Origin of the sequence: Nocardia sp. NPDC051570 (assembly GCF_044454005.1) — a bacterium.
Taxonomy (GTDB): domain Bacteria; phylum Actinomycetota; class Actinomycetes; order Mycobacteriales; family Mycobacteriaceae; genus Nocardia.
Map to the genome: position 1 here is coordinate 54,036 of NZ_JBITDI010000016.1, position 19,217 is coordinate 73,252.

General features: G+C 66.9%; 19 protein-coding genes. 7 read left to right on the forward strand and 12 right to left on the reverse strand.

All coding sequences use genetic code 11. The features are described from left to right. The 7 genes from ACIA76_RS32560 to ACIA76_RS32590 form a co-directional block, all read right to left on the reverse strand. Positions 1 to 1,050, reverse strand: coding sequence for a hydroxymethylglutaryl-CoA reductase (locus ACIA76_RS32560; RefSeq protein ID WP_397157320.1), 1,050 nt, complete (start codon positions 1,048 to 1,050; stop codon positions 1 to 3). Then, on the reverse strand, positions 1,050 to 1,979 hold the full coding sequence (locus tag ACIA76_RS32565) for an SGNH/GDSL hydrolase family protein (RefSeq protein ID WP_397157322.1): 930 nt from the start codon (positions 1,977 to 1,979) through the stop codon (positions 1,050 to 1,052). Before ACIA76_RS32565 ends, ACIA76_RS32560 begins: the two co-directional genes overlap by 1 nt. 15 nt (positions 1,980 to 1,994) lie before the next feature. After that, positions 1,995 to 2,891, reverse strand: a complete 897-nt coding sequence (locus ACIA76_RS32570) for a DUF5995 family protein (RefSeq protein ID WP_397157324.1) — start codon at positions 2,889 to 2,891, stop codon at positions 1,995 to 1,997. A gap of 87 nt (positions 2,892 to 2,978) precedes the next feature. Next, positions 2,979 to 3,836: an SDR family NAD(P)-dependent oxidoreductase gene (locus ACIA76_RS32575; protein ID WP_397157326.1), complete on the reverse strand. Its 858-nt coding sequence runs from the start codon at positions 3,834 to 3,836 to the stop codon at positions 2,979 to 2,981. Next, on the reverse strand, positions 3,829 to 5,754 hold the full coding sequence (locus ACIA76_RS32580; protein ID WP_397157328.1) for an anthranilate synthase family protein: 1,926 nt from the start codon (positions 5,752 to 5,754) through the stop codon (positions 3,829 to 3,831). The genes ACIA76_RS32575 and ACIA76_RS32580 overlap by 8 nt, the downstream gene beginning before the upstream one ends. A 1-nt stretch (position 5,755) precedes the next feature. Continuing rightward, the gene (locus ACIA76_RS32585; protein WP_397157330.1) at positions 5,756 to 6,415 is read right to left on the reverse strand and encodes an isochorismatase family protein; all 660 of its coding nucleotides are present in this window, start codon (positions 6,413 to 6,415) and stop codon (positions 5,756 to 5,758) included. A gap of 31 nt (positions 6,416 to 6,446) precedes the next feature. Beyond that, entirely contained in the window at positions 6,447 to 7,235 is a 789-nt protein-coding gene (locus ACIA76_RS32590) for a 2,3-dihydro-2,3-dihydroxybenzoate dehydrogenase (protein ID WP_397157332.1), read from the reverse strand. Positions 7,236 to 7,521: 286 nt separating this feature from the next. Between ACIA76_RS32590 and ACIA76_RS32595 the strand changes: the two genes are divergently transcribed. Genes ACIA76_RS32595 through ACIA76_RS32610 form a run of 4 tightly spaced genes read left to right on the forward strand, consistent with a single transcriptional unit; the run spans position 7,522 to position 12,754 of the window. Beyond that, the gene (locus ACIA76_RS32595; RefSeq protein ID WP_397157334.1) at positions 7,522 to 9,057 is read left to right on the forward strand and encodes an AMP-binding protein; all 1,536 of its coding nucleotides are present in this window, start codon (positions 7,522 to 7,524) and stop codon (positions 9,055 to 9,057) included. Positions 9,058 to 9,084: 27 nt separating this feature from the next. After that, positions 9,085 to 10,032: a UbiA family prenyltransferase gene (locus ACIA76_RS32600; RefSeq protein WP_397157336.1), complete on the forward strand. Its 948-nt coding sequence runs from the start codon at positions 9,085 to 9,087 to the stop codon at positions 10,030 to 10,032. Further along, complete coding sequence (locus ACIA76_RS32605; protein ID WP_397157338.1) at positions 10,032 to 11,657, forward strand: AMP-binding protein; 1,626 nt, start codon at positions 10,032 to 10,034, stop codon at positions 11,655 to 11,657. The genes ACIA76_RS32600 and ACIA76_RS32605 overlap by 1 nt, the downstream gene beginning before the upstream one ends. A gap of 50 nt (positions 11,658 to 11,707) precedes the next feature. Then, entirely contained in the window at positions 11,708 to 12,754 is a 1,047-nt protein-coding gene (locus ACIA76_RS32610) for a polyprenyl synthetase family protein (protein ID WP_397157340.1), read from the forward strand. Positions 12,755 to 12,758: 4 nt separating this feature from the next. Here the strand turns inward: ACIA76_RS32610 and ACIA76_RS32615 are convergent, their stop codons facing one another. Then, positions 12,759 to 13,550 carry a UbiA family prenyltransferase gene (locus tag ACIA76_RS32615; protein ID WP_397157342.1) on the reverse strand — a complete coding sequence of 264 codons (792 nt, stop codon included), beginning with the start codon at positions 13,548 to 13,550 and terminating at the stop codon, positions 12,759 to 12,761. A 388-nt stretch (positions 13,551 to 13,938) separates the two neighbouring features. Here ACIA76_RS32615 and ACIA76_RS32620 point away from each other — a divergent pair, with 388 nt between their 5' ends. Continuing rightward, entirely contained in the window at positions 13,939 to 14,619 is a 681-nt protein-coding gene (locus ACIA76_RS32620; RefSeq protein WP_397157344.1) for an SDR family NAD(P)-dependent oxidoreductase, read from the forward strand. On the opposite strand, the gene ACIA76_RS32625 is transcribed toward ACIA76_RS32620, so the two are convergent. Both ACIA76_RS32625 and ACIA76_RS32630 read right to left on the reverse strand, forming a co-directional pair. Continuing rightward, on the reverse strand, positions 14,590 to 15,273 hold the full coding sequence (locus tag ACIA76_RS32625) for a response regulator (RefSeq protein WP_397157346.1): 684 nt from the start codon (positions 15,271 to 15,273) through the stop codon (positions 14,590 to 14,592). The two genes, ACIA76_RS32620 and ACIA76_RS32625, sit on opposite strands and share 30 nt — an antisense overlap. Further along, the gene (locus tag ACIA76_RS32630; protein ID WP_397157348.1) at positions 15,270 to 16,397 is read right to left on the reverse strand and encodes a sensor histidine kinase; all 1,128 of its coding nucleotides are present in this window, start codon (positions 16,395 to 16,397) and stop codon (positions 15,270 to 15,272) included. Before ACIA76_RS32630 ends, ACIA76_RS32625 begins: the two co-directional genes overlap by 4 nt. Positions 16,398 to 16,972: 575 nt before the next feature. Between ACIA76_RS32630 and ACIA76_RS32635 the strand changes: the two genes are divergently transcribed. After that, on the forward strand, positions 16,973 to 17,311 hold the full coding sequence (locus tag ACIA76_RS32635) for a hypothetical protein (protein ID WP_397157350.1): 339 nt from the start codon (positions 16,973 to 16,975) through the stop codon (positions 17,309 to 17,311). Positions 17,312 to 17,620: 309 nt separating this feature from the next. Continuing rightward, complete coding sequence (locus tag ACIA76_RS32640) at positions 17,621 to 18,409, forward strand: BTAD domain-containing putative transcriptional regulator (protein ID WP_397157352.1); 789 nt, start codon at positions 17,621 to 17,623, stop codon at positions 18,407 to 18,409. A 58-nt stretch (positions 18,410 to 18,467) separates the two neighbouring features. On the opposite strand, the gene ACIA76_RS32645 is transcribed toward ACIA76_RS32640, so the two are convergent. After that, the gene (locus tag ACIA76_RS32645) at positions 18,468 to 18,653 is read right to left on the reverse strand and encodes a transcriptional regulator (protein WP_397157354.1); all 186 of its coding nucleotides are present in this window, start codon (positions 18,651 to 18,653) and stop codon (positions 18,468 to 18,470) included. Next, positions 18,650 to 19,084, reverse strand: a complete 435-nt coding sequence (locus ACIA76_RS32650) for a hypothetical protein (RefSeq protein WP_397157356.1) — start codon at positions 19,082 to 19,084, stop codon at positions 18,650 to 18,652. Before ACIA76_RS32650 ends, ACIA76_RS32645 begins: the two co-directional genes overlap by 4 nt. Between the last annotated feature and the right edge of the window lie 133 nt (positions 19,085 to 19,217).

Here is a 19,217-nt window from a genome sequence, read left to right on the forward strand (position 1 = left end):
TTACTTCGAAGCCGTTCGTTCGAATCGGAGGTGAGTGCGCATCAACTCACCCGGATTCGTTTGCGCCGCAAGCAGAGACAACTCCCCGCACAGCACCGCGGCGGCGGTGATCACCGCGAGCCGCCGGGCGTTCCCGCCGGTCTCCCTGCTCTCCCGGCAACCCAGGCGCGTGAGATTCTCCTCGACGAAATCCAGTGATTTGCCGTTGCCGACGGTGCCGACGATGAGATTCGGCAGCGCGCAGGAGAAGTAGAGATCCCCGTCGCGATCCTCGACATGGGTGATGCCCTGGGAGCCCTCGACGATATTCGCCGCATCCTGCCCGGTGGCCAGGTAGACACCCAGCAGCATGTTGGCGTAATGGGCGTTCGCGGTGCGGATTCCGCCGGCCAGCGTGGTGCCGATCAGATTCTTGCGGAGGTTGAGCTCGGCGACCCGCGCGGCGGTCGTATGCAACCGCTGCTCCACGATCTCCCGCGGAATCAGCAGTTCGGCGACGACGTTCTTGCCGCGGCCCAGGATTCCGTTGACCGCGGAGGCCTTCTTATCGGTGCAGAAGTTCCCCGATACCGAGCCGTAGCGCACGCCGGGCACGACATTCACGATATGCGTGAGCAGTGCGTCCGACGCCAGGGTGGCCATATTGTGTCCGGAGGCGTCGCCGGTGGTGAACTCGAAGCGCACGAACAGCAGATTGCCGACGATCTGATGATGGATCGCGATCAGCTCGGCAAAGCGACTGCAGTCGTTGACGATCCCGCGCAGCACCGGCAGCTCGTCGGTGAGCTGCCGGGCAGCGGCCAGGGCGGTGCCCGCATCGTCGGCCTCGAGCAGCACCGACCTGGTCATCCGCTCATCGATCAGCGTGGCCACGATGCCGCGCTCACACAGGGTGGAGATCTTGGCGCCGCGCCCCACCGAGGGCCACAGGGGCGATTCGTAGGTGGCCAGCGGCACCTCGATCAGACCCTCGGCGACATTGCCGGAGATCTTCAGCGGTCCCACCCAGCGCAGCGGAACCGTCGCGGCCGCGAATGTGTTGTCGCTCATCACAATCCGTACTGTTCCTTGATGCCCGAGGACACCACGTTGTCGCCCTGCTTGGTCGGGTGGAACGGAATTCCGAGGAACTCACCGGCCGGGTTGAAGTAGCCGTTGATCCACGAATCCGCGGCGCAGGCGCCGTGTCCGGCGGTGACCGCCCGGGTGTCGAAGAACTCCACGTTCAGCTGGGCCGCCGCCGCGCGCTGCGCATCGTCGACCTTGTCCAGGAACTGGGTCATCGCACCGGCATTCGGCTGGCTCATCCGGCCCACCGGGGTATCCCAGCACCACTTCGCATCGCCGCGCTCGGCGATCGTCGGATATCCGACGAAGACGATCTTCGCCTGCGGCGCATAGTATTTCACGTAGTCCACGACCGGCTTGACCCAGGCGGCGTACTGGCCGCCGTTGATACCGGCGGCATCGGGCGCCCGCCCGGCCGCCACCGCGTCGGGCCCGCAGCCCTGGATGAAGTTCGTCAGGCAGGTGACCTCGGACTCGAGCATCCGCTGATGGTTGGTGCTGTTCCAGACGTCGTTCTGGCCCAGCTGGATCGTGACCAGGCGGGTCCGGGGGCCGAAGGCGCCGGCGGCCGCGGCCTGCTTGGCCATATAGCTCGCGGTGTAATGCGGCGGGGTGACCAGATCCGCGCCGAGGCAGGAGACGTCGACCAGATCGTCGGCGGCCACATTGATCTTGCGCGCCAGCTGATTCGGCCAGGACGTCGACGAGCGTTCACAGTGCTGATCGCCGCCGTAGCCGAAGCCCAGCGAATAGATGATGTTGCCGTTGGTCGAATAGGAGTCACCGATCGCCACGAAGGATTTGCCCTCGACGGGCTCGTCGGCGGATGCGGGGGCGATGGTGCTCAGCAGTGCCGAGGCGGCGGCGACCGACGCCGCGGCGAAGAGTCGGAACGGTGTCGAAAGCTTCATGATGATTCTTCTTCCTTACAGGCCGTGCATCTTGGTGAGGGTGGCGAGCACGCCGTCGACGGCTCCCCATTGCGCATTGATCGCGGTATTGGTGATATCGCGGGTGCCCGGATTCGCGAGACCGATGCCATTGGCCAGATTGGCCGTGCTGACACTGGCGAGGGCGCTGCGCAGCAGTGCGCCGGAACCCACGCCCTGGCCCGCGATTCGATCCAGGCCCTCACCGAAGAAGTAGAAGCGCCACAGCGGGCCCACATCGGCGTTGTACACCTGCTTCGTCTTCGCGACGAGTACGGAGTTGTTCACGGCGATGGCATCCATCAATCGGAAGTAATCCGCCGAATTACCCGCCCCGATACCGGCCGTCGCGAGCGAATGCGGGATATCCACGCTCATATGGGCGTTGTAGCCGACCATGGCGGCATAGGCGCCGGATTGCGCGCAATCGGCGGCCGTATCGAAGTAACGCTCCCACTGCCAGGCGACCGGCGCACCGGTGAACTCGGCATGGACCGCGCGCAGCCAGTTCTCGTTGTAGTCGAGGACGAATCGCGCATCCCGCCCGGAATCGGTCAGCCCGGCGCCCGAGCGCAGCATCGGCAGCACGGTCCCGTGCGTCGCGACATCCTCCATCAGCGCGAACAGTCCGCGCCGATCACCGTGTGCGACAAGGACTTCGGAGATCCGAAGGTTACGATCGGCGACCTCGTCCAACCGCGCCAGCGCGTCGGCCCCGGTGAGGGTGCCGACATCGGACAGCGCCGTGACGGTCGCGATGTCATCGGTATCCAGCGGCGTGCCACAGGCTTGGGTCCGTACCGGGGAGTCGGCGGCGGCGGTGCCGGCGAATCCGGGCCAGAGCACTGCCGCGCAGGCCATTGTCGCGACCATGAGTCGCCCATTGCGTCGCATCGCGGTGATGCCTTTCTGATAAGATTTAAAAACCTCGCACACCAAGGGTATTCGGGCGACCGAGCGCCATTCCATAGCAGCTAGTTGTCAACCGAATCGCAGCAACAGCCGACCCACCGCGCGCGCACCGGCGAGCCCGCGCATCGCGCGCAGCACGGGGATATAGCGGGGAATCACCTGCACCGGACGGCGTTGAATGGCCGTCAGAATCCATTCCGCGGCCTGTTCCGGCGAGAGGCCGGGCAGGCGTTGGAATTCCGGTGTCGGGGCGCTCATGGCGGTATGGACCAGCGGATATTGAATGGTGGTCACCGCGATTCCGCACCCGGACAGTTCGGCATCCAGACATTGGCCGAATCCGGTCAGCGCCATCTTGGAACTGTGATACGCCGAGAAGCGCGGTGACGTTCCGGCGGGCACGGTCCAGGTGCCGACATTGACGATATGGCCGCTGCCGGATTCGACCATCCGCGGCAGCAGGCCGAGGCATAGCTGTACCGGGCCGAAGTAGTTGATGCCCATCGTCCGCCGGAAGTCGTGCATGCGGTCGAACGACTTCGTGATCGGCCGCCGGATGGAGCGGCCCGCATTGTTGACCAGCACATCCACCGAGCCGAATTCCTCGGCCACCCACTGCAGCAACCGGTCGATATCGCCGTCGTCGGTGAGATCGCAGGCGCGATAGCTCGCCGTCCCGCCCGTCGCGCGGATCTCGTCGCACACCTTCGCCAGTTCCGGCTCCCTGCGCGCCACCAGGACGACCCGCGCCCCGGCCGCGGCCGCGGCGACCGCGGCCGCGGCCCCGATCCCCGAGGAGGCCCCGGTGATCAGGATCCGCTTACCCGCGATCTGTTCCTCGGTTCCGTTGCGCCGCACCGGGATCGGCCGATTCAACAGTGTCGCGATCCATCCGGCCGCACGCAGGCCGACCGATCCGCTACCCACGCGCGCTCACCCGATCCCCGGCCAGCGCCAGGGCGGCGGGCCGGTCGATCAACCGGCCGACCAGGGCCGCGAGCACCGCCGGACCGTCCTGGGACAGCACCGATTCCGCGTGGAACTGCACCGAGGCGAAGCGCTCACCCCGCAGGGCGTACACCTCACCGGTGACCGGATCGCGGCTCACCTCGACCCGGCCCAGCGCCGAGTCGAACTCCTCGACCGCGCTGCGCGCGACGTAGGTGTTGTAGAACCCCGCCCGCACCGGCACACCGAACAGCGAAATCTCCCGGCTCACACCCTGATTCGGCCGATCCAGCCGGGTGATCTCCAAACCCAGTGCGGTACAGAGGATCTGGTGACTCAGGCAGACCGCCGCGAAGGGCAGATCGGCGGCCAGCACCTGGTCCAGCCGCCGATGCATCGCCAGGATCCGCGAATCGTCCAGCGCGCCCGGATCACCCGGGCCCGGCCCGAGCAGGACGAGATCGTAGTCGCCGACCTCGACCTCGGCGTCATAGGCCGCGATCGTCAGCGCGTACCCGAGCGAGCGCAGCATGCTCGCCAGCATCGTGGTGAACTTGTCGGCCGCATCGATCAGCAGCACCGAACCGCGCGCGAGCGGCGCCCCGCCGATGCGCCGGGTATCGGCCTCGTCGAACCAGAACTGCGAGGCGATCGCGTTGCGGCCACGCAGGGCGGCCGCGACGGCGGGATGGGTGGCCAGCTCCGGTCGCCGGGTGGCGACCGAACCCTTCAGCAATCCCGCTGCCTTGGCGTGGGTTTCGTGCATTTCCCCGACCGGATCGGAGTTGCGCACGAGGGTCGAACCCACGGCGATGCGCGCGGTCCCCGCGGCGTCGACGACCGCGGTCCGGATCAGGATGGCCGAATCCATCCGGATCGAACCGGCCGGATCCCGGTCGATATAGGCGATGGCGCCGCTGTAGTAACCGCGGCCGGTCGATTCGTAGCGCGCGATGACATGGGTGGCGCTCTCCAGCGGAGAGCCGACCACCGTGGGCGCGAACATGGTCTCGCGCAACACCTCTGCCACGCCGAGGTCGGTACGTCCCCGCAGCAGATACTCGGTATGGGCCAGATGCGCCATTTCCTTCAGATAGGGCCCGGTCACCGTTCCGCCCGCGGGGCACAGCGCGGACATCATCTTGAGTTCCTCGTCGACGACCATGAACAGTTCGTCGTTCTCCTTCTCATCGGCCAGGAAACTCAGCAGGCCCGCGACCGTCGGCCCCTCCGGCGGATACCGGTAGGTGCCGCTGATCGGATTCATCGCCACGGTCCCGTTCTCGAGCTGCGCATGGGCCTCGGGGCTCGCGCCGACGAAGGTCTGCGTGCCCGTATGCACGAGATAGGTCCAGTACGCGCCGCGTTCGCCGCTCAGCAGCCGCCGGAACAGGCCCAGCGACAGGCGCAGATGATCGGGTCCGAACGATCCGATCAGCGATCGGCTGATCACGAAGTTCGACCCCTCGCCGGTGCCGATCTCGTCGGCCAGCACCGACCCCACGATCGCGCGATAGTCCTCATCGGAGACGTCGAAGCGGAAATCGGCGGCATCGATCGAATCCGGAGCGATCATCTCCGGGCCGATCGCGTCCACCACCAGATCCCGATCGACGACCTCGTGCTCACGCACCGCCATGGCCAGCAGCGGCGCCCCATCGTCGTTGCACGGGAAGCCGCGCTCGACGATCTGCCGATACGGCACCAGCACAAGCAGATTCGAATCCTCGGCGGCCGAGGTCACCTCGTCCAATCCGGCCAGCGCGGTGAATTCACCGACCAGGATGTCGATTCCGCCGGGCCCGCCGCAGCGTTGCACGATCGCGAAGGGCTGCCGCGGATCGGCGAGGATCCGATCCAGCAGCGCCGAACCGCGGTAGTAGTCGATGATGGCCATCTCAGACACCCACCCGGGCGTCGACGGCCGCCACCAGATCCGCGGTGCTGCGCACCATGGCACACCGCGCGGCCGCGTAGTCCAGGGTCATCCGATGATCGGCCGCGGTGAAATCGGCGAGGGCATCGGCCGCCAGGAACGTCTCGATATCGTGCGAATAGGAATCACACGCCGTCACCAGGACTCCGACGTGGGCGTAGACCCCGCTGAGGATCAGCTGATCGCGACCGGACTCCCGGAAGTGGTCGAGCAGGCCGTTGCGATGGAACGCGCTGTAGCGCCATTTCGTGAACACCCGGTCGGCGGGCCCGGGGGTCAGCTCGGCGATGACCGCGCGATCGGTCTCGTCGGTGGTCATCCCCCCGCCCCAGACATCGCGCAACAGTCCCCGCTGCGCGGGGGTCATACCACCGGGCTGTGCGGTGTAGGCCACGGCCACACCGGCGCGCAGGCAGGCCACGCGCAGCGCGGCGATATTGGTGACCAGCTCCGAATACAGCGATCCACCGGCACGCAATGGGCGCACGAAGTAGTTCTGCATATCGTGGATCAACAGCACCGCTCGATGGGGTTCGATTGTCCAGTCGACAATGTTCTCCGGCAACTCGTCCGGCGTCGGCATTTCATACGAAATGACGTCGGGGATTCCACCGAACATCATTACTCCTCTGATCTGTCTTCGTAATGCACACTCAGATGCCGAGCGTTGCGCCACCGTCCACGGTGAGCTCCTGCATCGTGATATGCCTGGCTCGATCGGACAATAGGAATTCCACGGCGTCGACGATATCGTCGGGTTCGGCGATGCGGCCCAGCGGAATGCCGAGCCGGAACTTGTCCGGCACACCGGCTATCGTGGCGTCGGCACGGTCCTGGTTTTCCCAACTCACTCGCAGCATCTCGGTCCGGGTGGATCCCGGCGAGACGATATTGCAGCGAATTCCGTACTTCGCGACCTCCAGTGCGGCGCATTTGGCGAGCATCGTGGCGGCCGCCTTGGATGCCGAATAGGCGGACATGGAGGCGCGCGGGGTCCGCGCCGCATTGGAGGACACCGTCACGATCGCGCCGCGCTGCCGCACGACCATGCGGCTGACCACCGCCCGGATCATCCGGAAGACGCCGCCGGTGTTGACGGCGAACATCTCCTCCCAATCGGCGTCGGGCAGGTCGACGACGTCGCCGACCCGCAGGATGCCGACCGCGTTGACCAGGTAGTCGATCGGGCCGATATCGCGCTCGGTATCGGCGACGATCCGTTCGACATCGGCCGCGACGGCGACATCACCCTGGACGATCGTGACCCGGCCGGGCACCGAACGCAGCTCCTTCGATGCGTCCGCCGATCGGTCGACCGCGACGACGGTCATTCCCTGTGCGGCCAGCCGGTCCACGACCCGGCGTCCGATCCCGCCGGCCGCACCGGTCACCAGTGCGACCGGCGAGGCCTCCGCGTTCGAGGCCTGCTGCGATCCTGTCATTCGATTCACCACACTTACGTCATAAATCTCGAGTGAAGTCCATAGAAGTCTGCTTGTGTTATGAAGTTATCTCGACCCGCCGCGGCGGCGGTATAGCAGGGAGCTGCCAGGCAGGATATTGCCAAGAATCCGCCGCAGATTGTCATCGCCGAATGATTGCCGGGCCCGGAACCGGACCATACACTCAGCATTCGAGTGCAGTCGGGACAACCCATCGACGTGTATTGATCCCCACCTTCTCGCTCATCCGCCGAAAACGCCGGCCGACACGAAATTGAGTGGCAGTATGACTCGTAACCACAAACTCATCTACGACCAGCTGATCGAGATCGCGCCGAAATCCCGGCCGTGGATCAGCGACCATCCGTCGGATGCCGTGCCGGTGGTCGACGACCAGGTGGCACTGACCGATATCGCCGAGGCCGCGGCGCGCGCCGCGACGCTGTTCGACAGCACCGGTGTCCGGGCCGGCGATTACTGCGCGGTATGGCTGGATTCGCCGCTGGACATCATGATCACCATCGCCGCGCTCACCGCCGTCGGCGGTGTGCCGATCCTGATCAGCCCCGCGCTCGATGCCGAAACCCTGGGCCGCATGCTCGAACCGGTGCCGGTCGAACGCATCGTCACCACCGCCGACCGCCGGGCCGAATGCGAACAGATCGAGGGCCTGCTGCGGGTCGACGACTGGACCGAACTCGCCACCCGGCTGCCCGCCACGCCCGCGCGGCGCACCAGCGCCGTCTCGATGCCGGGCACCGAGCCCTATATCGTCACCCACACCTCGGGCACGACCGGTGTGCCGAAGTTGGTGCAGTACACCAGGAATGCCACCGACCATCAGGGCTATGCCCAGGAGGCCTTCGCGATCCTCGGGCGGCTGCGCGGATACGCCGCGGTGGCGGTGTCCCCCGTGCACTTCCGCACCGTCTCCGGTCTGCTCTGCGCACTGCGCCGCAATGTGCCGCTGATCGTGCTGGCGGACCATTCCGCGGAGTCGGTCGGCCGATACGTGCGCAACTATCAGCCGATCTACCTCGAGGCGCATCCGAACACCCTCATGCAGTGGGAACACCTGGCCGACAACGGAACCCTGGCCTCGGTGCGGCACTACGTGAGCACCTTCGACGTCATCCACCCCGGCACGGTCCGGCGGCTGCTGGCGGGAAGCAAGTACCGGCTCGCCTCCTTCCTCGAGGCCTACGGGCAGTCCGAACTCGGCGGCATCTCCGCCAAGATCCACCTCAAGGGCCTCGTCAGCCGCCGGCACCGCGCCCGGTGGCGGACCCATGCGGGACATCCCGCCGGCTGGACCGCGCCCGGCTATTCGGAGGCGCGCATCGTCGGACCGGACGGCGCCCCGGTCCCCGCGGGCACGCCCGGCCGGATCCAGGTCCGCTCCGCGGGACAGTTCCAGACCTATATCAACCGGCGCGAGGCCGCCGAGGCGGGCCTCACCCGCGACGGCTGGTGGGATACCGGCGATTGGGGTAAGCGCACCCGCCTGCGCCAGCTGATACTCATCGATCGTCAGGTCGAGCGGATGACGCTCATCCCCAGCGCCATCGCGATGGAGGACGTACTACTGGCCCGCATGCCGTGGCTGCTGGAAGCCATTGCGCTGGAACAGGATCGGCATATCGCCCCGGTCGTCGCCGTGCGCGACGGGGTCTTCGACGAGAAGGCCTGGCGCAAGGCGGTTTCCGATCTGCCGCTGCTGGCCCCGCCGGTCGTCCTGGACTTCCGCGACTTCCCCCGCACCGCGACCGGCAAGATCCAGCGCACCGCGCTGGCGCAGCTCATTTCGCAGCAGAGTCGCTGATCCTCGCTCATCTCACAGGAATTCGATATGACTACCGATACGATCCAGTCCACCCGAATCACCTTCGGCGAGAAGGCCACCGCCTACTTCCGATTGGGCAAACTCCGGGTCTACCACCACTTCTACGCCTGGCTGCTCGCCGTGCTCCTGCTGGCCCACGAATCGGTCAGCCGGCCCGGCATGGCGGTCGCCCTGGGCCTGATGCTGGTCGGCATGATCGCGATGAAGGTCGCGACCTGCGCCGCCGACGATGTCGTCGGATTCCGGGACGGCAGCGACGCCAAGAACTACGCCACCGGCGGCCACCTGCCGAAATCGAATAAGCCCCTGCTGTCGGGCATGGTGACCGAGCGCGAGGCCATCGCCTACGGCGTCATCACCGGGCTGATCGCCCTCGGCGCGGGCCTGGCCCTGCTGATCCCGCTCGACGGCGATGTGCCGATCGGATTCCTGATCGCCTACTTCGTGGTTGTCGCTGTGGCGGTGCAGTATTCGTGGCTGTTCCAGTTCAGCTACCGCCCCGCCGGGCTGGAGTTCGTGATCTTCCTGGTCAACACCGCCGAGGTGCTCGGGCCGGTCTGGCTCATCGCCCGGCACTGGTCCACCGATTCGGTCCTGATCGGCCTGCTGGTCGGCGTCTGCATGCTGCTGGTGGTCTCCTACGCCAACTTCGGTGACCGCGTGGGCGATCTGGAGTCGGGCCGGCGCACCCTCGCGGCCGTCGTCCCGCCCGCGATCTACCGGGGCCTGATCGCCGTGCTGTCGGTGCTGAGCCTGCTGCTGCTGGTCGCGCCGTTCGTCATCGGATCGCTGAATCCGCTGCTGGTGGTGTGCGTGCTGCCCGCTATCGTGTTGCGCGCCATGCAGATTCGCGCCGGGCTGATCCAGGATCAGGTGCAGCGCGCGGTCGTGCTCGGCTTCCGCAGCATCGATGCGATGGGTCTGGGCCTGGCCCTGGCGCTGGTGGTGTCGTGATGCTCGAGAAAACCGTTCAGATCCTGCGCTCGCTCGAGGTGCTGCGCAAACGCGGATTCATCCACCCGCTGCGCCTGGCCGCGGATGCGCACTCGGCGAAGATCGCCGCGCACTGCGGCCCCTTCCCGGCCATGATCAGCTATACGGCACGGTACTCACCCGACCGGCAAGCCCTCGTCGACGCCCGCGGCACCCTCAGTTACGGTGCGCTGGAACGACAGTCCAATGCCCTGGCCCGCGGACTGTCCGCCGCGGGCATCGGCCCCGGCGACACCGCCGCGGTGCTGGCCCGCGACCATCGCGGCGCGGTCACGACCATGATCGCCGCCGGGAAGCTCGGCGTCCGGCTGGTCATCATGAACACCGGATTCGCCGGACCGCAGCTGCGCGAGGTCGCCGAGCGCGAGGGCGTCACCGTCCTGTTCCACGACGACGAATTCGCCTCCGCCACCACCGCTCTGCCCGATACGGTGGCACGGTTGCGGACCTGGAGCGATAAGCCGTGGGTCACCGGCGGTTCGCCGACGGTGGAGAGCCTGATCGCTGGCAATGCGACCGGCCCGCTGCCGCTGCCCGCCGAATCCGGGGGGCTGGTGCTGCTCACCAGCGGCACCACCGGCACGCCGAAAGGCGCGGTGCGCAAACGCATTTCACCGCTGCAGTCGGCGCAGCTGCTCGACCGCGTCCCGCTCACCCGCGGCGGCGCCATGGTCGTGGCCGCCCCCCTGTTCCACGCCACCGGCCTGGGACAGTTCACCCTCGCCATGGCGCTGGGCAAGACGGTGGTGTTCGGACGCGGCAAGTTCGATGCCGAGGCCACCCTCGCGAGCGTGGCCCGCCACCGCGCCGACACCCTGATCCTGGTCCCCACAATGCTCGGCCGCATCCTCGATCTGGGGCCCGAAGTCCTTGCCCGCCATGATGTGTCGAGCCTGCGGATCATCGCCAGCGGCGGATCGGCGATCTCGCCGGGCCTGTCGGCCCGCACGGCCGCGGCCTTCGGCGATGTGCTCTACAACAACTACGGGGCCACCGAGGTCGCCGCCGTCTCGGTGGCCACCCCGGCGGAGTTGCGCCGGGCGCCGGGCACGGTCGGCCGACCGCCCGTGGGCGTGCGCGTCGCGCTGTTCGGACCCGACGGCACCCGGATCAGCGAACCCGAGACGCCGGGAATCATCTTCGTCGCCAACGGCCTGAGCTTCGGCGGCTACACCGACGGCCGGGACAAGGACCGCTACGACGGCATGATCTCCACCGGCGATATCGGCCACTTCGATCGCTCGGGTCTGCTGTTCCTCGACGGCCGCGGCGACGACATGATCGTGTCCGGCGGCGAGAACGTCTATCCGGCCGAGGTCGAGAATCTGCTGGCCGACCGCGACGATATCGCCGATGCGGCGGTGATCGGCGTGGACGATCCGGACTTCGGTCAGCGCCTGCGGGCCTTCGTCGTCGCGCGGCCCGGCGTCGAACTCGACGCGGACGAGATCCGCGGATACGTCAAATCCCAGCTGGCCCGCTACAAGGTCCCCCGCGACGTGCTGATCGTCGGGGAGATTCCCCGCAACGGCTCGGGCAAGATCGTGCGCGGTCGCCTCGCCGAACTCGCCGTGAAATCGGCGTGAATAACACCCGCTTTGTCATACCGATATCGTCGAAAGGTGGTGCTGCGACCATGACCGCGGTGACCGGAATCTACTCGGTGCGTGATACGAGAAACGACATGATGGAACGCGCCGAACAATCAGCTCTGGAGTTCCTGGAAAAGGAGTACCTGCGCTGGTCCGCGGTGGACCGTGAGGCCGGTGCGACAATCGAATCGATTGCCGAACTGATGCGGGCCGGCGGAAAGCGAATTCGCCCGGAATTCTGCATCAGCGGATATCTGGCGGCGGGCGGCGATCCCGACGGCCGGTCCATCGTCTCCGCGGCCGTCGCGCTCGAATTCCTGCATGCGAGCGCCCTCATTCACGACGACGTGTTCGACGATTCGGCCGTGCGGCGCGGCGCCCCTGCGGTACATGCGAAGTACGCCGCCCAGCATCGCGCCCAGGGCTGGCAGGGCGAACCGCGGCGATTCGGCGAGAGCGTGGCGATCCTGGCCGGCGACCTCGCGCTCGTCTACGCCGATATCTTCATGGCCGATGCGATGCCCACCGTGACCGCGGCATGGGGCGAACTGCGTGCGGAGCTGATGGTCGGCCAGCATCTCGATGTCGTTGCGGCCGCCCGCTATTCGGGCGACCCACAGCTGTCGCGCACGATCGCGCGGCTCAAGTCGGGCAACTACTCGGTCCATCGGCCGCTGCTCATCGGCGCGCTGCTGGCGAGCCGCCCCGATCTGGCGCAGGCGTACCAGTCCTATGGGCTGGCCATCGGCGAGGCATTCCAGCTGCGCGACGATCTGCTCGATATGTTCGGCGACACCGACACACTCGGGAAACCGGCCCAGCTGGATCTGGAAACGCACAAGATGACCCTGCTGCTGTCGCTGGCGATCGAACGCAACAGCGAGGTGCGCGAACTGGTCGAGACGCCGGGCACGGGCGGCGCGGAACTGCAGCGCACACTGCTCGACTCGGGGGCGTCCGACGAGGTGGAAACCCATATCGGGGATCTGGTCGCCCAGGGCGGCGCGGCGCTGGCCGACGCCGATCTCGAACCGGGATGGCGAGCGGAATTGATATCCCTGGCCCATGCGGTCGCCTATCGGAACAAGTGACCGACTAGTTCAGCCCGGCGATCAGCAGGGTGGCGAGGACCGCGATATGCACGGCGTACTGGGTGACCATGAAGGCGCGATAGGGCAGGCGCCGATCACCGCGGGAGGTGGCGCGGCGCGTGGTCGCGGCCAGCACACCCACGGCCAGTGCGCCGATGACAAGGGTGATCGCGGACGGCACGAGCACCGGCGCGAGAACGATCGCGGCCGCCAGATAGGCCAGGCCGATGAGCAGGGCGTTCGCGGTGATGAGGATCCGGACCCTGGTGTCACCCCAGACGATGACCGGGGTCCGGCGCCCGCCGGCCGCATCGCCCTCCGCATCGGGCAGATCCTTCGACAGCGCGCCGACACCGGCCATCCACAGCGACATCGCGGTGCCGAGCAGCAGTACCGGCAGACCACCCTGCTGACCGGCGACCTGCCAGCCGGCGGCATAGGTCAGCGCACCCATGCCCAGCACGAGCAACGCGGCCGTGCTGCCGCGGCGCTTACCGTAGAAGGGCGCACCGGAATAGGCGTAGCCACAAGCCAAGTGGGCCAGAATCAGCAGCGGCAGCAGCCCGCCCGCATCGACGACCCCGCCGATGGCCAGCGCCAGCGCACCGGCCACCACCACCCCGCCCGCGGCGACCGGGACGGGCAGCGAACCGCGGCTGATCGGCCGGGTCGAGCCGTTCGCCCGATCCTCGGTCACATCCATGACACCGTTGAACACATAGGCGGCGAGGGTGGCCAGCACCCAGGCCGCGGCGGCGATCCACACCTGGCCGCCGAGTATCGATGTGCCCAGCACGGCCGCGGTGCAGAATCGAATCAGGAAGATGACCTGAACCGAGATTCGGGATTCCTGTAAGAAATCCTTCGAAAAGCGGGCTAAAACAGACCACGCGGTGCTGTGAGCGGAGGAATGAATTGACGCGATACCCATCTGCATTCGCATTACGTTATGGTGGTGACGACTCTCCGGATATTACCCGAATGCGGTACCCCGGTCGGATCGAAAAGCAGGATCGGATGCATTGAAAGTAGTATCGATACGTCCGCGGAATACTACTTTCGCAGCATCCTCGCCACGACCGGGTAAGCCCCTCTCCGCCGTCGCGTAGTGTGGGCGCTCACGTGCGTAGAGTCGGGCGGCATCGATGAGGAACCGACCCGTGCTTTCGTGGAAGGAGCCTTGTATGGGAGATGGTCGACACCGTGTGGCCATCGTGACCGGCGCCGGTGGGAGCCTCGGTGCGGCGGTCGTTCGCCGACTGGCGGCACGCGAATTCACCATAGCCGTGGTCGACCTACGGGCGTCCTGGTGCGACACCTCCCTCGATGCCGTCGGCCCGGCCCGTGCCGGAATCTGGGCCTTCGGCGCCGACCTGCGCTTTCTCCATGAGGCGGAGGCGACCGTGCTGCGCGTCGCCGAGGAGTTGGGGCCGCCGTCGATGGTCGTGAACGCGCCGTTCCCGGGTCGCGCCACCACCAGTTCGGAAGTGCCGGACTGGGATTCGGTGGTCCTCGCCGGACTGCGCGCACCACTGCTCGTCAGCCGCGCGGCCGAGCGCTATCTGATCGAATCCGGACACGGCCGGATCGTCAACATCGCGCGGACCGATAGCTCGGAGCAACCGCGACCGGAGATCCTGGTGGTCCGCGAAACCCTGCAGGCGATGACCGGAACACTGTCCCAGGAACTCGGACCGCGCGGCGTCCGGGTGAATACCGTACTGGCGGAAATCGGCGCGGACGACGAGGCCGCGGCGATGGTCGACTTCCTGATTTCGGATGCGGCGGACGATATCTCCGGCCGGATGATCGAATCCCGCCCTCCGAACCCGGAATCATCGCCAGCTGCGGGCGGCGTCCATTGATCCGGCCCGCTGCCGCGGGATCAGCGACCGTTCGACCGCCCGGTTGACGGCGTCGATGCGGGAGACCGCCTCCAACTTCGTGAAGATGTTGCGCAGGTGGCGTTTCACCGTGGCCTCGGTGACACCGAGCCGGGTCGCGATCTGGCGGTTGCTCAGCGCCTCGGCCACCAGACCCAGCACCTCGCGCTCGCGCGAGGACAGCGTGCCGGGATCCTCCGGTTCCTCCACGCGCGCCCGCAGGCTCTCCGGCGAGACCGACAGCGTGACCGTCTGCTGGCCGTCGCCGACCGATTGCCGGATCGCCGAGACCAGCGTGTGCCGTCCGGCGCCCTTGTGCAGATAGCCACGGACACCGAGCGACAGCAACTGCTGCACCAGCTGCTGCGCATCGTGCATGCTCAGCACGATGATCCGCAGCGCCGGATCCTGGGCCAGCAGGCGCCGCACCGTCTCCGGCGGATTGCTCTCGGGCATCTCGAGATCCAGCAGCAGCACGTCCGGGCGATGCTCGCCGGCCTGTTGGATCGTCGCCGTGCCGGTGCCGACCTGAGCCACGATCTCGAAATCCGGCTCGACCCGCAGCAGATCACACAGCGCCTCCCGTAACAGGGTGTGATCGTCGGCCACGAGAATGCGAATGGGGTTCTGACTCATAGGGTCGGGCGCTCCTGAGCGATCGGGATCCAAAGGGTGACCCGGGTACCACGGCCCGGAGCGGAGTCGATGTTCACGGTGCCGCCGACCAGATCCGAACGCTCCTGCAGGATGAGCAGGCCGTTGCCGCGGCCGGCGGCCCGCAGCGCCTGCGCATCGAAACCCTTGCCGTTATCGATGATTTCGGCGTGGACCTCGTGCGGTGCGATATCGATGTGGACGACGACATTGGCCGCGCCCGCGTGGGTGTAGGTGTTGCGCAGGCATTCCCGCACCATGATGAACAGCTCCTCGGCCACCGCGCCCGGAATCCACTTGTCGTTGCCGCGCACCCACATCTGCAGGGGCGCGCCCGACTGTCCCAGCGAGGCGGCGAATCCGCGCAGCGCGGTCTCCAGCGATCCGGTGACGCCGGGCTGGCGCAGCTCGCTGACCAGCTCGCGGGTGTGCTGGATGGTCTCCAGGATCGCGTCCTTGGCCAGTCGCACATGCCGCGATGCCGGATCATCCTCCGCGCGTTCACATTTCAGCTCGTAGAGCTCGATCTGGCGCAGCGCGAGGCTCACGGAGTTGCCGATATGGTCGTGGATCTCCCGCGCCAGCCGGCGCTGCCCCTGCTCATGCACCTCGCGCACCCGCTGCAGCAGAAAGGCGTCGTAGCCGATGGATCCGGACTCGAGCCGCAGGCCGATGCCCTGCTGCAGTGCGCGCACCGCGGCGAACAGCTCGGCCTGGGGCGCGCCGAACCGCTCGGCACAGTCGGACAGGGCCGTCACGGTCAGCTCGGACAGGATGCTGCCGGCCCGCACCGAATGCGTGATGTGCGCACCCTGACGGACCCGTTCGGTGCCCAGATCGAAGACATCGGTGATATGCGTGACCACGGTGCTGCCGGCCGCGAGACTGCGGGCGCAGTCGTCGAAGATGCGGCGGGCCTGCAATTCGCATTGCCGCCAGACACTCTCATCGGAGACGAGCGGGCTGCTGATCTCGGTGAGGCGGGTGCGGTACTGCGCGATCAGCTCCGGAATCCGGGCGACGAACAGATCCGCGAGAACGGGTGACAGGTCGGCCTCGGTGCTGGGGTTCGGCTCCGCTCTTCCTGTCGTATCCCTTTCGACCACAACCACACCCTTCTCGCACTATCGACCCCCATCTCAGCACTGCCTCTCCCGCGCCCCAAACCCCTTCGGTCAGTGTCGAGCTAGATCAAATCGTACCGTAGTCGCCGGGATTTGCAGCGCATCGGTATGGAATGGCATGTCACCCAATGTATTCGGACCGCCGGGCCGGGTGGCGATCCCTTCGGAGCAGTCAATATCTCTTAGGACGCAGGCCTGTTGCCCAAGCCCTTGTCGCATGCTGCTATCGAGAGGGCGAAGTTCTATCGACCGCTCAGACTGTCGCATATTCGAAGGTTGTTCAGCTGATGGAAGTCTCGGAAGCGTTCCGGCACAACGGGTTACGGCCCGAGATGTCCGGACCGTCACGGCTCGGCGCCGGTGGCTGTGTCAACCATCTCGAGGTGCGGCGACGAACGCCCGAGATAGCCGGCGCATGAATACAATTCGCCGCCGATAGGCGCCCGCCGGGCCAATTCGCCCAATGGTGCGACGCCGGCCCGAAAGTTGTATTCGCCACGTCGCGGCCGACGAGAACATCCATACAGCACGACAATTCGAGAAGGAGGTTGGACATAATGTCGAACGACATTTCGGCGGGCGCTGCCCGACCGGCCGAACAGGACCGCATCGTCCTGGTCGACCAGCAGGGGGTGACGTGCTGGCTGGAGCGTGTGCCGCCCGATTGCTGCGGCAGCCTGATTCAGGACTCGCACCGATCGATCACCGTCGTGATCTCCGGCGGACCGGTCGAGATGATCGATGGGAGAGACCGCGTACTGAGCCGGACGACCCTGACCCCCGGACAGGTGATCCGCGGCCGCGAGCCGCAGAAACCGCATCGTCTCTGCAATCTCGCCGATCGGGCCCTGGTCCTGGTGATCATCGAACTACCGGAACCGACCCCGACATCCTGACGAATCCCGCTGCACGACAGCAGGTTCGGCGTATTTGTCCGGGCAGCACAGGACAGGCGCACGGGGTGGGCGCCTGTCTTTGTTTCTCGTTTGTTTCCGATGTGATCACCGTACGAGCGCGGCGAAACCAACGCCAAGCCCCGAATGCTGGGGCCTTCGGTGCGACGTTCGCAGAACGGGGCCTACTACTTTCGGCGCGCGATGCTCCCACAGGACGGATTGGCTGGCCGATCGCCGTGGACTTTGATGAACACGGGTGGAACAACAGCGGAGTCGCTCGGCGAATCCGGTTGAGATGAGGGACAGAATATGGTTGGGATCAGAATCCTCGGTCCGTTGGAGATCGACGGTGCAGCGGGAACGCCGCGGCTGGACTCCTACCGGCAGCGCGCGGTGCTGGGCTTGCTCGCATTGAACGCGAACAGTGTCACATCCATCGAGAGCCTGACCGACGCGGTCTGGGACGGACAGCCGCCGGCGACGGCCCGATCACAGATCCAGATCTGTATCTCGGTGCTGCGCCGGGTGATTGCCGACAGCGGCTGCCCGGTCGGCATCGAGACGCGGGCCCCCGGGTATCGGTTGTTCATCGATAGGTCCAACCTGGACAGCGCGCGGTTCGACGAACTGATCGTCCAGGCTCAGGCGCAGGAGAACGACGGCAACCTCGCCGCGGCGCTGGTCGCGCTGCGAATGGCGTTGGCGCAGTGGCACGGACCGGTGCTGGCCGATGTGTCCTCCAGTCGCATCCAGCGCATCGCCTATCGGCTCACCGAGCGCCGGGTGGCCGCCGAGTTGTCGCGCTTCCGCATCGAACTCGCGCTCGGGCGGGCCTGGGAGATCCTCGGGGATCTGCAGGAGCATATCGATGCCCATCCCCTGTGGGAGGAGGCCTACGGCTATCTGATGCTCGCGCTGCATCGCTGCGGGCGGCCCGCCGAGGCCCTCGAGGTCTATCGCCGGGCGCGCGCGACGCTCAATCAGCAGGTGGGACTCGAGCCGTCCGATGAGCTGCGCCGACTGGAGCATGCCATCCTCGAGGGCGGCGCCAGCCTGCCGCGTCCGGCGCTGTTCGAATCGTTTCGCCGCGCCGGATAAGCCGCCAGCAGAACTCGACGCGGGCACAGCCGTAGCGCTGTGCCCGCGTTCCGGGCGTCTATCGGATCGGCCCGGGTTCGCCGAGCAGCGTGAGGATTTCGGACAGATCGTATTCGGCGCGGCCGGGCCTGCCGTAGCGCGTCAACTTACCCCGGCTCGCCCACTTGCGGATGGTCTCCTGTTTGACCCCCGCGGCGAGGGCGGCGAGCTCGGTCGGTACCAAGCGCCGCCCGGACGTCCTCATGCCGCGGTCTCCCCGCGACGGACGGCGGGTTGCCGCCCCAGGCGCTGATACAGGGCCAGCCACTGATGGGGCTCCCACGTATGCCCCGCCGGGCAGCTCACCAATCGGTTACCGGTGCCCGAGGTCTCCATCTCGGCGTACACCATCTGCTGACATCCGGGCCGGTCGCATCGGCCGATCTCGATCCGATCCGGGACGGGATCGATGGCCCGCGCAGCGAGGCCGTGCGCCTCGGCGAACTCCTCGATGGCATCGGTGATCGCCGGATGCGCGGCCAGCCAATCCCCGTATTCGAGCAGGAAGTCGATCAGCGTCGACACCCCCCGCCGCGGTCGCCGCGGCGGATGGGCCTCGTCGACCACCAGCGCCGCCCACGACACCGCGAGCGTCATGATCTCCGTGCGCGCCTCGACCAGCGCATCCTTCAACACGATCCCCTGCCGCAACCCCCCATGGGCCCGCGGCACCCCCCGAGAACGCTCCCCCTGCAACAACTCCCCACAGCGGCCATACAACACCGGCAACTGCCGCAGAGTCTCGAAGAACCGCGACAGGCAATCGGAA

Coding starts and splice junctions, on each gene's coding strand:
- ACIA76_RS32560 (WP_397157320.1), bottom strand. CDS start 1,050: ATGAGCGACAACACATTCGCGGCCGCGACGGTTCCGCTGCGCTGGGTG.
- ACIA76_RS32565 (WP_397157322.1), bottom strand. CDS start 1,979: ATGAAGCTTTCGACACCGTTCCGACTCTTCGCCGCGGCGTCGGTCGCC.
- ACIA76_RS32570 (WP_397157324.1), bottom strand. CDS start 2,891: ATGCGACGCAATGGGCGACTCATGGTCGCGACAATGGCCTGCGCGGCA.
- ACIA76_RS32580 (WP_397157328.1), bottom strand. CDS start 5,754: ATGGCCATCATCGACTACTACCGCGGTTCGGCGCTGCTGGATCGGATC.
- ACIA76_RS32585 (WP_397157330.1), bottom strand. CDS start 6,415: ATGATGTTCGGTGGAATCCCCGACGTCATTTCGTATGAAATGCCGACG.
- ACIA76_RS32590 (WP_397157332.1), bottom strand. CDS start 7,235: ATGACAGGATCGCAGCAGGCCTCGAACGCGGAGGCCTCGCCGGTCGCA.
- ACIA76_RS32595 (WP_397157334.1), top strand. CDS start 7,522: ATGACTCGTAACCACAAACTCATCTACGACCAGCTGATCGAGATCGCG.
- ACIA76_RS32600 (WP_397157336.1), top strand. CDS start 9,085: ATGACTACCGATACGATCCAGTCCACCCGAATCACCTTCGGCGAGAAG.
- ACIA76_RS32605 (WP_397157338.1), top strand. CDS start 10,032: ATGCTCGAGAAAACCGTTCAGATCCTGCGCTCGCTCGAGGTGCTGCGC.
- ACIA76_RS32610 (WP_397157340.1), top strand. CDS start 11,708: ATGACCGCGGTGACCGGAATCTACTCGGTGCGTGATACGAGAAACGAC.
- ACIA76_RS32620 (WP_397157344.1), top strand. CDS start 13,939: ATGGGAGATGGTCGACACCGTGTGGCCATCGTGACCGGCGCCGGTGGG.
- ACIA76_RS32625 (WP_397157346.1), bottom strand. CDS start 15,273: ATGAGTCAGAACCCCATTCGCATTCTCGTGGCCGACGATCACACCCTG.
- ACIA76_RS32635 (WP_397157350.1), top strand. CDS start 16,973: ATGTCGAACGACATTTCGGCGGGCGCTGCCCGACCGGCCGAACAGGAC.
- ACIA76_RS32640 (WP_397157352.1), top strand. CDS start 17,621: ATGGTTGGGATCAGAATCCTCGGTCCGTTGGAGATCGACGGTGCAGCG.
- ACIA76_RS32645 (WP_397157354.1), bottom strand. CDS start 18,653: ATGAGGACGTCCGGGCGGCGCTTGGTACCGACCGAGCTCGCCGCCCTC.